Below are 13,082 nucleotides of genomic sequence, written 5' to 3'. Positions count from 1 at the left end.
GCGCCCTGGATCGACGTACCGGGGGCGAGAGTCTCCTGGCTTCCGGGTCGGACGCACCCCCGGGCCTTCCAGCGGCTTCTGACGGCCCGCCGTGGCGATGTTCCGAGCGTGCTCCCCGGTGACAGTGGCGGGACCGCGCCGGACTCGCACCGGCTTCCTCTGCATGCCTCCGTTTGGCCCCAGGATCCCATCACGCGGCCGAACCGGGAGTCAACCGAGGTCACGGAGGGGTTGGTCACACCTCGGAGCCCCGTCGCCACCTCCGATCCGCCCGCCCCGCCCGACGCCCCGCCGTGCCTGACGCCCGCCCCGCCCGACGCCCCGCCCGAGCCCCCGTCGTGCCCCGGACGGCCCAGCCCGGTGGCCGCCCGCGCGGCCCCCCGGTGAACTGGTGCCCGAACACCGTCCGCACACCGCCCGGACACCGTCCGGTCCAAGACCAGCAGAGCGGGGAGCGATATGCGTTGGGGAACCGCGGCCGTCGTGGCGGCCGCCGTCGTCGGCGCCGGGGCCGCCGTCCTGGTGATCGGCCGTCGGGCCTCCGAGCGGCTGGTCCACCCGGCGAGCGCCGCCCGGGAGTCCGGCCCCGTCCTGGTGCGGAGCCTCGCCGCGGGCCGGATCACCTTCAACCGCCGCCCCGAGAGCCTGCGCCCCGGCCGCTGGGCCGTGGAATGGGACGACCACGGCCACGCCGTCGTCGAGGAGGTCCTGCACAGCGACGAGAACGGCGTCACCCGCCGCCTCGTCCGCGCGGACCGGGGCACCCTCACCCCCGGCACCGAGGTCCACTTCACCCCCCGCGTCCACCTCGGCGACCCCACCGAGGCGCTCGGCCTCCCCTTCACCGACACCGCCGCCGACGGCGAACTCGGCGCCCTCCCCGCCTGGCGCCTCGACGGCAAACGCGGCACCTGGGTGATCCTCGTCCACGGCCCCGGCGCCGACCGGCAGCAGACCCTCCCGGTCCTCCCCGTCCTCGACCGCCTCGCCCTGCCGGCCCTCGTCGTCACCTACCGGGGCGACCAGGGCGCCCCGGCCTCGCCGGACGGGCTCGGCCACTTCGGCGAGACCGAGTGGCGCGACGTCGAGTCGGCGGTCCGGCTCGCCCTCGACAGCGGCGCCGGCCGGGTCATCCTGTACGGCTGGTCCCTCGGTGCCACCATGGCCCTCCAGACGGCCGCCCGCTCCGCCTGGGCCCATGCCGTCAGCGGCCTCGTCCTGGACTCGCCGGTCCTCGACCTGCCCGCCACCGCCCGCCGCGGCGCCGCCCGGGCCGGCTACACCGGCGCCGCCGCCGAGCTCGGCGCCCTCGCCGCCGAGGGCCGCACCGGCGTCGACCTCGCCGACTTCAGCCGCATCGCCGAGGGCGCCGACCTGCGCGTCCCCACCCTCCTGCTGCACAGCCCCGACGATCAGGTCGCCCCCTTCCGCGCCGCCGAGCGCCTCGCCGCCGCCCGCCCCGGCGTGGTCAGCCTCCGGCCCTTCCCGGGCGCCGACCACGCCACCCTCTGGAACTCCGCCCCCACCCACTACACCGAACTCCTCCGCCGCTGGCTCACCCCCCTTCTCTGAACCCAGCCCCCCCGCACGAGAAGTCACACCGACAGGGCCTCTGTACGAAACCCGAACCTCACCCGTCAGCCACGGAGCGTGACCGGTCGGGCGGGTAGCGCGACCGCCGCCGCAAGGGTTGCGCCGGGATGGCATGACCCCGCCACCTGTTTCCGGCCAGGCGGTTTGCCTCTGTTGCCCGATTGTTGCCCGATCTTGGGGAGGTGCCGTCGACGGCCGCCCGTCCGTACAGCCAACCGGATGTGACAGAAGGCCGGTACAAGGGGAAGACTGCTCGACGTGACGTCTCGGAATCCGCGCGACCGTGATGCCCCGCTCCCTCCGACGATCGGTACTGGTGCGACGGTGACCCGTCTCCCCGGTACGGCCCACCGGCCCGCCGCCGGCAAGCCGGGCGGGGCCGGGGTACCCCGCCGACGAGGGCCCGCTGCGGCGCCCGGTCGGGGGAGGGTTCCCGTACCGGAGGGCTTCCCCGCGCCGGCCGAGCTGGCGCCGCTGGCCCGCCGGATGCTGGTGGACGCCGTCCGGATCGCCCGCTGGGCGGGGGACCTGGAAGAGGTCGACAAGCGGGGCGAGCTGCTGCCCGACGACGCCCGTGCGGCGGGTCGGGCGCTGGCCATGACGGTCGGCGCCGCCGCCAAGGCGTGGGGGCAGGCACTGCTGGTCGGCCTGGTGGAGGCCAGGGACGGCGGTGCGGTCCCGGGTTGGCGCCTGCACGCCTGGGAGCACGACGACGAGGCGGTGGTCCGCGGCTGGTCGGCACTGTTCGACGCCTGGACGCTGCTCGCCCCGGTGCCGCCCGCCGCCCTGCGGGGCGTGTTCGCGGTGCTGGCCGGCCAGGCGGTGGACCAGGCGCCGCAGCTGCTGTCGTTCCTGCACCTGGTGGCCGGTCCGGTGTCGGACGGCGAACTGCTGGAGCTGCTGCGCCGGGGGCTGGACGAGCGCCGGGTGGGTGGCGCGGACGGTTCGGGCCTGTCGCCCGTGCCGCACGCCGCCTCGGCGGTCTCGGCGGTCCGTGGCACGTGCCGGGAGCCGCAGATCGACACCCCGCCGTCGCCGGCGGACGTGGCCGCGGTCCTGGACTGGATGCTGGACGGCCTGGCGGCCGTCGGGGCCGTGGTCCGCAGGGACGAGGCCGCCGAGCTGTCGCCGCTGGGCCACTGGGCGGTGCGGGCGAAGCTGGAGGAGATCTGCACGGTCGCGCAGACCGCGGCCGGGCACATCGAGCAGAGCGCCTTCGAGCTGCTGAACGCCTGCGCGGACTACTCGCCGGGCCCGGCACGGGCCGAGTTCCGCGCCTGGGTGGCGGCCCGTCCGGCCGATCGGGCGGTGGCGGAGCTGCTGGACGCGGCGCAGGGGGACGACGCGCTGGTGCGCGGGCTGGCCTTCGAGGCGCTGCGGGTGGCCGGCGGCCCGGCCGAGCAGGCGGTGCGGGCGTCGGTGGACGAGCCGGTGCTGCGCCCGTACGCGCTGCTGTGGCTGGCGGAGCGGTCCGACGAGGGCGTTTCGCCGGCGGACGTGCTGGGGGCGGAGGACGCGGCCTGGCTGTGGGTGGACACGGCGGCGGCGGTGCTGGACCACGGGGAGACGGAGCTGCTGGTGGGCCACGTCGAGGGCGCCGCGGCGGGCGATCCGGTGCGGTTGTTCGCCCGGGCCCGGCAGTCGGGGCACCCGCGGGCGGCCTCGGTGCTGACGGCGGTCTCGGGCGTGCACCCGGATCCGGGCGTGGCGCGGGCGGCCCGCCGCTCGGCGTTCAGCGTGCACACCGGCGGCGCCTAGGCCTGTCCGGCCGAAGGGCGAGTACGACGAAGAGGGGCCCGGATCCGACTGGATCCGGGCCCCTCTCGCGTACGGGAACGACTAGCCGAGGCGGGACTCCGCCCGCCTGGCGCGGACGTCGCCGACCTTCTGTCCGACCTTGCGCCGGATGACCAGCAGCGGGGCCATCGCGGCGAGCGTGATCTGGGCGAAGGCGCCGACGTGCATCAGCGCGTCGCCGCCGGGCAGGCCGGTCGCCCAGGCCGCGAGGCAGCCGATCGAGACGACGATCCAGCACAGCGTGGCGGTGGCCAGCAGCCCCTGGGGCTTGGGGTACTCGATCCGGCTGACCATGAGGTACGCGGCGCCGAAGATGGCGAGCAGACCGGGCAGGAACGGCGGGTCGAGCAGCACGATGGCGATGACCGTCATCGCGCCCATCGGGCAGGGCATGCCCTGGAACACCCCGGGTCGCATCTTGACGGCGGAGAAGCGGGCGAGCCGCAGGACGACCGCGAGCAGGACGGTGATCGCGATGAGCGCCGAGAGCTTGCTGTTGGAGCCCTGCGAGACCATGCCCCAGACGGCGACGAAGTAGGCCGGCGCGATGCCGAAGCTGATCAGGTCGGCCAGGTTGTCCAGTTCCGCTCCGAGGGCGGAGGAGCGGAGCTTGCGCGCCACCAGCCCGTCGAAGAGGTCGCACATGGAGCCGATGAGCAGCAGCGTGACCGCGGTGGCGGCGCTGTGCCGGTCGGGTGCGGCGTCCGGGTTGGTGATGTGCGGGACGAGGACCCCGGTGGTGATCGAGTAGATCGCCAGGAAGCCGCAGACGGCGTTCCCCAGGGTCAGGAAGTCGGCGGTGGACAGGTGCTGGGGAGAGCGCGGGGCGCGCAGCTCGCGGTCGCGCGCCCAGCGGCGACGGCGCAGGGCCGTCTCCTCGTCGTCCAGGCCGACGATTGTCTCAGGATCAGTCACGGTCAAGGCGCGTCACCCCGGCTGTGGTCTTCTGGCCGACCTCGACGCCGACCTCGACGCCGGCCGGCAGGTAGGTGTCGACCCGGGAGCCGAACCGGATCAGACCGATCCGGTCGCCCTGCTCGACCTTGGTACCGGCGGCGACGTACGGCACGATGCGACGGGCCACGGCCCCCGCGATCTGCACCATCTCGATGTCGCCGAGCTCGGTGTCGAAGTGCCAGACGACCCGCTCGTTCTGGTCGCTGTCCTTGTTGAACGCGGGGACGAAGCCGCCCGCGACGTGCTCGACCGACGTCACCGTGCCGGGCAGGGGCGCGCGGTTGACGTGGACGTTGAGCGGGCTCATGAAGATCGCGACCCGGGTGCGGCCGTCCGGCCAGGCGTCGATGCTCTGCACCACGCCGTCGGCGGGGGAGATCACTCTGCCCGCGCCGATCTCACGCTCGGGGTCGCGGAAGAACCACAGCATGCCCGCGCTGAGCGCACAGGCGGGTACCGCTGCCAGGGCCCACTTGCCGCTGCGCCGGGTGAGGGCGGTGGTCACGGCGGCCGTGGCGAGGGTGGGGACGAACCAGGGGGTGGCTCCGCGCGCGATGGTCACGCGGGGTCGCCGACCGGCCGCCGTGGCTGCGAGGGCATCGCGGTCCGTGACGGAGGAGTGAGGGGACGGGCTGATGGGCATCGAAGACCTTTGTCGCGGGGGATCATGGCCGCTGGACGGGGGCCACCGCGGGATCGGGTAATAGAGGGACGGCTTGCTGTCCCGGTGGATGCTATCGGGAGCACACGGTGGGTGGGCAACCCGCCTGCTCGTTCACGTGTCCGGTGGAAGCGCGTGTGCGCGTCCCACCTCTACGACCGTAGCTCGCCCCGGTCCGGTTCCCAAGGGACCGGACGGGGCTGGTGACACTTGTCTCAACAGGCCTGTCGGCGGAACCCGGTGGGCGGAACGGGCCGTTCGCGGTCCGCCGGGGGTGCGGGGCACGGCCTGCCGAGGGTGTGCGGAAGCGGCCGCGGGGCGTGTCGCCGCAGCTGTACGCCCTGCGGCCGCTTCCGGAGGGCCGTGCCGGACCCAGGCGGACCAGGCCGGGGCCGTGATGGCACGGCGGGGGGCCGGGACGGGCCCGCACGCCCGTCGACCGGCGGTTCGGAAGGGGTCGTCCAGCCGGCCCGGAGCGCCCGGGGGGCCGCTCGTCGAGCCGGGGTGACCCGGTGCTCACTCCGCGATCCGGTACTCCTCCAGGAGCCGGCGTCCGACGATCATCTTCTGGATCTCCGCAGTTCCTTCACCGATGAGCAGCATCGGGGCCTCGCGGTAGAGCCGCTCGATCTCGTACTCCTTGGAGAAGCCGTAGCCGCCGTGGATGCGGAAGGCGTCCTCGACGACCTCCTTGCAGTACTCGGAGGCGAGGTACTTGGCCATGCCGGCCTCCAGGTCGTTGCGCTCGCCGCCGTCCTTCTTGCGGGCGGCCATGACCATCATCTGGTGGGCGGCCTCGACCTTGGTGGCCATCTCGGCGAGCTTGAACTGGATGGCCTGGTGCTCGGCGATCTTCTTGCCGAAGGTGGAGCGCTGCTGGGCGTAGGAGATGCCGAGTTCGAAGGCGCGGCGGGCGACGCCGCAGCCGCGGGCGGCGACGTTGACGCGGCCGACCTCGACGCCGTCCATCATCTGGTAGAAGCCGCGGCCGGGGACGCCGCCGAGGATCCGGTCGGCCGGGATCCGGACGTCCTGGAGGACCAGTTCGGTGGTGTCGACGCCCTTGTAGCCCATCTTCTCGATCTTCCCGGGCACGGTGAGGCCGGGGACGGTCGGGTTCGGGCCGAATCCTGGGGTCTTCTCGATCAGGAAGGTGGTCATGTTCTTGTACGGGGTGCCGGCGCCCTCGTCGGTCTTGCACAGGACCGCGACGAGGGTGGAGGTGCCGCCGTTGGTGAGCCACATCTTCTGGCCGTTGAGGACGTAGAATTCCCCGTCCTTGACGCCCTTGGTGGAGATGGCCGAAACGTCGGAGCCGAGGCCGGGCTCGGACATCGAGAACGCGCCGCGGATTTCCCCGGCGGCCATCTTCGGCAGGAAGTGGTCCTTCTGCTCCTGGGTGCCGTGGGCGTTGATCATGTGCGCCACGATGAAGTGGGTGTTGACGATGCCGGACACGCTCATCCAGCCGCGGGCGATCTCCTCGACCACCAGGGCGTAGGTGAGCAGCGACTCGCCGAGGCCGCCGTACTCCTCGGGGATGGTGAGGCCGAAGAGGCCGAGCTGCTTCATCCCCTCGACGATGGCGGTCGGGTACTCGTCCTTGTGTTCCAGCTCGGTCGCGACCGGAATGATCTCCTTGTCGACGAAATCCCGCACGGTGGCGAGGATGTCCCGCTGGATCTCGGTGAGGCCGTCGGTCTGTGCCAGGCGTCCCATCGTGCGGCTCCGAAAGGTTCAAAGGGGGGCGGGGGGGGGGGGGATTGCCGGGGGCCCTGCCGGCGTGGCTGCGGCAGCAGGGCCCCCGTTCCGGGTGGGGGTCGGCCGATGACGGCGGCCTGCCCCTCCGGGGTCTCAGGGAATTCCGGGTCCTGGGAAACGGGCCCTAGGAAAGGGGTCCTAGGAAAGGGGAGTGGGACGGCCGGGCTGCTCGCCGCCGCGCTCCTTGACGTACGTCTCGGTCGGCACCATCACCTTGCGGCGGAAGACGCAGACGACCGTGCCGTCCTGCTTGTACCCCTTGGTCTCGACGTACACGATGCCGCGGTCGTCCTTGGACTTGGACGGCCACTTGTCGAGGACGGTGGTCTCGCCGTAGAGGGTGTCGCCGTGGAAGGTCGGCGCGACGTGCCGCAGCGACTCGATCTCCAGGTTGGCGATGGCCTTGCCGGAGACGTCCGGGACGGACATGCCCAGCAGCAGCGAGTAGACGTAGTTGCCCACCACCACGTTCCTGCCGAAGTCCGTCGTCCGCTCGGCGTAGTTGGTGTCCAGGTGGAGCGGGTGGTGGTTCATGGTGAGCAGGCAGAAGAGGTGGTCGTCGTACTCGGTGACGGTCTTGCCGGGCCAGTGCTTGTAGACCGCGCCGACCTCGAACTCCTCGTAGGTGCGTCCGAACTGCATCGCGTCGGGCCTCAGCTTTCCGGGATCTCGAACTTGGTGGTGCGCTCCAGTCCGGCGGCCCGGCCCTTGCCGGCGATGACCAGGGCCATCTTGCGGCTGGCCTCGTCGATCATCTCGTCGCCGAGCATCGCGGAGCCCTTGGCGCCGCCCGCCTCGGAGGTGCACCAGTCGTAGGCGTCGAGGATCAGCTCGGCGTGGTCGTAGTCCTCCTGGGAGGGCGAGAAGATCTCGTTCGCGGCGCCGACCTGGTCGGGGTGGAGCACCCACTTGCCGTCGAAGCCGAGGGCGGCGGCGCGCTGGGCGACCTCGCGGTAGCCCTCCTGGTTGCGGATCTGCAGGTACGGGCCGTCGATCGCCTGGAGGTCGTTGGCGCGGGCGGCCATCAGGATGCGCATCAGGATGTAGTGGTAGGCGTCGGCCGGGTAGCCGGCCGGCTGCTCGCCGACCACCAGGGACTTCATGTTGATGGAGGCCATGAAGTCGGCGGGGCCGAAGATGATGGTCTCCAGCCGGGGCGAGGCCTCGGCGATGGCGTCGACGTTGACCAGGCCCTTGGCGTTCTCGATCTGCGCCTCGATGCCGATCCGGCCGACCTCGAAGCCCATGGTCTTCTCGATCTGGGTGAGCAGCAGGTCGAGCGCCTTGACCTGTTCGGCGTCCTGGACCTTGGGCAGCATGATGCAGTCGAGGTTGGGGCCGGCGCCCTCGACGACGGTGATCACGTCGCGGTAGGTCCAGTGGGTGGTCCAGTCGTTGACCCGGACGACGCGGGTCTTGCCGCCCCAGTCGCCGTTGTTGAGCGCGTCGACGATGTGGTGGCGGGCGCTCTCCTTGACGAGGGGGGCGCAGGCGTCCTCCAGGTCGAGGAAGACCTGGTCGGCGGGGAGGCCCTGGGCCTTCTCCAGGAAGCGCGGGTTGCTGCCGGGCACGGCGAGGCAGGAGCGGCGCGGGCGAAGACGGTTGACGGTTGACATGAGGGTGGGTCGGTTCCTTCCCAGTGGTCAGCTGGTGGGCGCGGGTGCGGGCGTCCAGGGCTGGAGCTTGTTGGCGAGCCGGATCTCGTCCACGATCCGGCCGATGATGGTGGTGATGCCGAAGTCCTTCGGGGTGAACACGGCGGCGACGCCGGAGGCCTTGAGGGCCTCGCCGTCCGCTGCCGGGATGATGCCACCCACGATCACCGGGACATCCTGCACCCCGGCCCGGCGCAGCCGCCGCAGGACGTCGGGTACCAGCTCGCAGTGGGCGCCGGAGAGGATCGACAGACCCACGCAGTGCACGTCCTCCGCGACGGCGGCGGAGACGATCTGCTCGGGGGTCAGCCGGATGCCCTGGTAGACCACCTCGAACCCGGCGTCGCGGGCCCGGACGGCGATCTGCTCGGCACCGTTGGAGTGCCCGTCCAGGCCGGGCTTGCCGACCAGCAGGCGCAGCTTGCCGGAGCCCAGCTCCTCGGCGGTGGCGGCGACGGCGGCGCGCACCGCGGCCAGTTCCCCGCCGGGTTCGGCGGCCACCGCGACGGGGGCGCCGCCGACGCCGGTGGGCGCGCGGTACTCGCCGAAGACCTCACGCAGGGCGAAGGCCCACTCGCCGGTGGTGACGCCGGCCCGGGCACAGGCGAGCGTGGCCGGCACCAGGTTGGCGTCGGTGGCCGCGGTGGCCTTGAGCTCGGCCAGCGCGGTCTGGACGGCGGCCTCGTCGCGCTGTCCGCGCCAGGCCTCCAGGGCGGCGAGCACGGACTGCTCGGAGGCCGGGTCGACGACCATGATGGCGGTGTCGAGGTCGGCCGTGAGCGGGCTCTCCTCGGTGGTGTCGAAGCAGTTGACGCCGACGATCTTGTCCTCGCCGGACTCGATCCGGGCCCGCCGGGCGGCGTGCGAGGAGACCAGGTTGGACTTCAGGTAGCCGGACTCGACGGCCGGGATCACCCCGCCCATGGCCAGCACCTTGGCGATCTCCGCCTCGGCGCCGGCCAGCAGGTCGGCGGTCTTGGCCTCGACCACCTCGGAGCCGTTGAAGAGGTCGCCGTACTCCAGCAGGTCCGACTCGTAGGCCAGCACCTGCTGGATCCGCAGCGACCACTGCTGGTCCCAGGGCCGGGGCAGGCCCAGCGCCTCGTTCCAGGCGGGCAGCTGGACGGCGCGGGCGCGGGCGTCCTTGGAGAGGGTGACGGCCAGCATCTCCAGGACGATCCGCTGGACGTTGTTCTCCGGCTGGGCCTCGGTCAGGCCGAGCGAGTTGACCTGGACGCCGTAGCGGAAGCGGCGCCGCTTCGGGTCCTGGACGCCGTAGCGCTCCAGCGTGACCTTCTCCCACAGCTGGGCGAAGGCGCGCATCTTGCACATCTCCTCGACGAAGCGCACGCCGGCGTTGACGAAGAAGGAGATCCGGGCGACCACCTCGCCCATCCGCTCGGCCGGCACCTGGCCGGAGTCGCGGACGGCGTCGAGCACCGAGATGGCGGTGCACATCGCGTAGGCGATCTCCTGGACGGGCGTGGCCCCGGCCTCTTGCAAGTGGTAGCTGCAGATGTTGATCGGGTTCCACTTGGGGATGCTGCCGACGGTGTAGGCGATCATGTCGGTGATCAGGCGCACCGAGGGGCCGGGCGGGAAGACGTGCGTCCCGCGCGAGAGGTACTCCTTGACGATGTCGTTCTGGGTGGTGCCGGTGAGCTTGGCGATGTCGGCGCCCTGCTCCTCGGCGACCACCTGGTAGAGCGCCAGCAGCCACATCGCGGTGGCGTTGATCGTCATGGAGGTGTTGGTCTGTTCGAGCGGGATGCCGTCGAACAGGGTGCGCATGTCGCCGACGTGGCCGACCGGGACGCCGACCCGGCCCACCTCGCCGCGGGCGAGGAGGTGGTCGGAGTCGTAGCCGGTCTGGGTCGGCAGGTCGAAGGCGACGGAGAGGCCCGTCTGGCCCTTCGCCAGGTTCCGCCGGTAGAGGGCGTTGGAGTCGCTCGCGGTGGAGTGCCCGGCGTAGGTGCGCATCAGCCAGGGGCGGTCGCGCTCGTGCTGATCGGTCATCGGATGGGCCTCAGACGTTCCGGAAGCGGTTGATCGCCGGCAGGTGCCGCTCGCGCAGCGCGTGGTCGCGCACGCCCAGGCCTTCTTCCGGCGCCAGGCAGAGCACGCCGACCTTGCCCTGGTGCTTGTTGTGGTGCACGTCGAGGGCGGCCTGGCCGGTCTCCTCCAGGGAGTAGACCTTGGACAGGGTCGGGTGGATCCTGCCCTTGGCGATCAGGCGGTTGGCCTCGAAGGCCTCGCGGTAGTTGGCGAAGTGCGAGCCGACGATGCGCTTGAGCGACATCCACAGGTAGCGGTTGTCGTACTGGTGCATGAAGCCGGAGGTGGAGGCGCAGGTGACGATGGTGCCGCCCTTGCGGGTGACGTACACCGAGGCGCCGAAGGTCTCCCGGCCCGGGTGCTCGAAGACGATGTCGACGTCCTCGCCGCCGGTGAACTCGCGGATCTTCGCGCCCAGGCGCTTCCACTCGCGCGGGTCCTGGGTGTGCTCGTCCTTCCAGAACCGGTAGCCCTCGGCGGAGCGGTCGATGATGGCCTCGGCGCCCATGGCGCGGCAGATGTCGGCCTTCTGGTCGTTGGAGACCACGCAGATCGGGGTGGCGCCGCCGGCCAGCGCGTACTGGGTGGCGTACGAGCCGAGGCCGCCGCTGGCGCCCCAGATCAGCACGTTGTCGCCCTGCTTCATGCCGGCGCCGTTGCGCGAGACCAGCTGGCGGTACGCGGTGGAGTTGACCAGGCCGGGGGAGGCGGCCTCCTCCCAGGTGAGGTGCTTGGGCTTGGGCAGCAGCTGGTTGGTCTTCACCAGCGCGATCTGGGCCAGCCCGCCGAAGTTGGTCTCGAAGCCCCAGATGCGCTGCTCCGGGTCCATCATCGTGTCGTTGTGGCCGTCCGGGGACTCCAGCTCGACGGAGAGGCAGTGCGCGACGACCTCGTCGCCGGGCTTCCAGGCGTTGACGCCGGCGCCGGTGCGCAGCACCACGCCCGCGAGGTCGGAGCCGAGGATGTGGTACGGCAGGTCGTGGCGCCTGGTGAGCGGCGACAGCCGGCCGTAGCGCTCCAGGAAGGAGAAGGTGGAGACCGGCTCGAAGATCGAGCTCCAGACGGTGTTGTAGTTCACCGCGCTGGCCATGACGGCGACCAGGGCCTCGCCGGGGCCCAGCTCGGGCAGGGCGACCTCGTCGAGGTGAAGGGACTTGCGGGGGTCCTTGTCGCGGCTGTCGAGGCCCGCGAACAGCTGCTCCTCGTCCTTGTGGAGCGTCACCGCCCGGTAGGACTCGGGAAGCTTGACGGCGGCGAAGTCCTCCGACGTGGCGTCGTTGCTGAGGATCGCGTCGAGGATTTCCTGCATGGCTGCCTCCGAAGGCGTACCTGTGTGAGGGCACAGGGCGTCTGGGGTAGCCGGGAGCGGACACCGGCTTCGCTGAGGTGGGTGGTGGGTGGTCGGGCTGGGCGCCCGGGGTGGACCGGGCCGAACGCGCACTGCTCCCGGGGTGTGGGAACGCCGGACGGCGGCGCGCCGAGGTGGGGAGCCGCGGCGCCGCGACTGGTGAGTAACAAGGTAGTGGCACCCTGTGCCATGCGTAAAGACACCGGGTGTCACGAATTCCGGCGCGCTGGAGCGGCCCTCGAACGCGCTGCGGGGGGTGCCCAAAGGGCCCGCGTCGACTGCTCGACGCGGGCCCTCGATATCGCTCTGACCTGGCTGGATAGCGGGCTCAGGACTCCCTGGCGCCACTCAGCGCGGCCCGGATGCTGTCCACCACCACGTCCAGCGGAGCGTCCGTCCGGGCGACTGTGATGAGCACCTCACCTCCAGGGCTGGCACTCAGTGCGCTCTCGGCCAGCACGTCACCGGGAGCCCCATTGGCACCCGGTGCCACCAGGGAGCCGCGGCGTCTGGCACCCGGCGTGCTGGCGGCCCAGAAGGTCCGCCGGATCACCTCGAAGGAGTGGTCCAGCTGCGCCTCCACGTCCCCGCGCCCGCCGGCCCGCAGCCAGCGCCGCAGCACGTGGTTGTGCGCCGCGACGACCGCCGCCGCCGACACCTCGGCCAGCATCGAGTCGTCCTCGCCGCCGCGCTGCCAGCCCGACGGGATGGACTCCCCGGTGTCGAAGCGGCCCAGCAGGTACCGGGTGAACAGCCGCTCGTACCGGGCCACCACGGCGATCTCCCGCTCGCGCAGCGCCGGGACCTGACGGATCAGCTGGTACCGCGCGACCGACACCCCGGGGGTCGAGGCGTACATCCGCAGCACCTCCTTGATGCCCCGGCAGACCACGTCCAGCGGGTGCTCCTCCGGCTCGGCGCTGGCCAGCAGGTCGGCCACCCGGACGAGGGTGTCGTCGTGGTCCGGGAAGATCGCCTCCTCCTTCGACCGGAAGTACCGGAAGAAGGTCCGCCGGGCCACCCCGGCGGCGGCCGCGATCTGGTCGACCGTGGTCTCCTCGTAGCCCTGCGAGGAGAACAGCTCCATCGCGGCCGTGGCCAGGTCCTGACGCATCTGCTGGCGCTGCGCCGCCGCCCGGCGGCTGCCCGGCCCCCCTTCCGGCCCGGTGCCCCCGGTCGAGGGGGCCGCCCGGTCGGCGCCGCGCGGTCCGGCGGAGTGCTGCGGGGTGGCTGACTGAACCCGATCCATGTCCGG

At 72.2% G+C, this 13,082-nt stretch carries 10 protein-coding genes and 1 riboswitch; of the genes, 2 read left to right on the top strand and 8 right to left on the bottom strand.

The genetic code is table 11. The features are described from left to right. Window positions 1-29: 29 nt before the first annotated feature. Window positions 30-159, bottom strand: a riboswitch (cobalamin riboswitch). A 300-nt stretch (window positions 160-459) separates the two neighbouring features. Beyond that, a complete protein-coding gene (locus tag ABT015_RS18735) occupies window positions 460-1,572 on the top strand; it encodes an alpha/beta hydrolase family protein (RefSeq protein WP_350880319.1) in 1,113 nt (370 codons plus the stop codon). Window positions 1,573-1,917: 345 nt separating this feature from the next. Beyond that, complete coding sequence (locus ABT015_RS18730; RefSeq protein ID WP_350880317.1) at window positions 1,918-3,351, top strand: hypothetical protein; 1,434 nt, start codon at window positions 1,918-1,920, stop codon at window positions 3,349-3,351. Window positions 3,352-3,432: 81 nt separating this feature from the next. On the opposite strand, the gene ABT015_RS18725 is transcribed toward ABT015_RS18730, so the two are convergent. From ABT015_RS18725 to ABT015_RS18690, 8 genes are all read right to left on the bottom strand, one after another. Next, a complete protein-coding gene (locus ABT015_RS18725) occupies window positions 3,433-4,311 on the bottom strand; it encodes a CDP-alcohol phosphatidyltransferase family protein (protein ID WP_030059975.1) in 879 nt (292 codons plus the stop codon). After that, window positions 4,298-4,990: a phosphatidylserine decarboxylase gene (locus ABT015_RS18720; protein ID WP_350880315.1), complete on the bottom strand. Its 693-nt coding sequence runs from the start codon at window positions 4,988-4,990 to the stop codon at window positions 4,298-4,300. The genes ABT015_RS18725 and ABT015_RS18720 overlap by 14 nt, the downstream gene beginning before the upstream one ends. Window positions 4,991-5,524: 534 nt before the next feature. After that, window positions 5,525-6,727, bottom strand: coding sequence for an acyl-CoA dehydrogenase family protein (locus ABT015_RS18715; RefSeq protein WP_350880313.1), 1,203 nt, complete (start codon window positions 6,725-6,727; stop codon window positions 5,525-5,527). A 180-nt stretch (window positions 6,728-6,907) separates the two neighbouring features. After that, window positions 6,908-7,411, bottom strand: a complete 504-nt coding sequence (locus tag ABT015_RS18710) for a MaoC family dehydratase (RefSeq protein WP_350880311.1) — start codon at window positions 7,409-7,411, stop codon at window positions 6,908-6,910. Window positions 7,412-7,422: 11 nt separating this feature from the next. Further along, window positions 7,423-8,385 carry an HpcH/HpaI aldolase/citrate lyase family protein gene (locus ABT015_RS18705; protein WP_350880309.1) on the bottom strand — a complete coding sequence of 321 codons (963 nt, stop codon included), beginning with the start codon at window positions 8,383-8,385 and terminating at the stop codon, window positions 7,423-7,425. A 27-nt stretch (window positions 8,386-8,412) separates the two neighbouring features. After that, a complete protein-coding gene (locus ABT015_RS18700; protein ID WP_350880307.1) occupies window positions 8,413-10,440 on the bottom strand; it encodes an ethylmalonyl-CoA mutase in 2,028 nt (675 codons plus the stop codon). 10 nt (window positions 10,441-10,450) lie between these two features. Then, window positions 10,451-11,788 carry a crotonyl-CoA carboxylase/reductase gene (ccrA, locus tag ABT015_RS18695; RefSeq protein WP_350880305.1) on the bottom strand — a complete coding sequence of 446 codons (1,338 nt, stop codon included), beginning with the start codon at window positions 11,786-11,788 and terminating at the stop codon, window positions 10,451-10,453. 367 nt (window positions 11,789-12,155) lie between these two features. Further along, complete coding sequence (locus tag ABT015_RS18690; protein ID WP_350880303.1) at window positions 12,156-13,076, bottom strand: TetR family transcriptional regulator; 921 nt, start codon at window positions 13,074-13,076, stop codon at window positions 12,156-12,158. Window positions 13,077-13,082 lie beyond the last annotated feature (6 nt).

Origin of the sequence: Kitasatospora sp. NPDC094016 (assembly GCF_040304045.1) — a bacterium.
Lineage (GTDB): Bacteria > Actinomycetota > Actinomycetes > Streptomycetales > Streptomycetaceae > Kitasatospora.
Note: the sequence above shows the minus strand (reverse complement) of the source record. Positions and strands in the feature narration are given on the sequence as shown.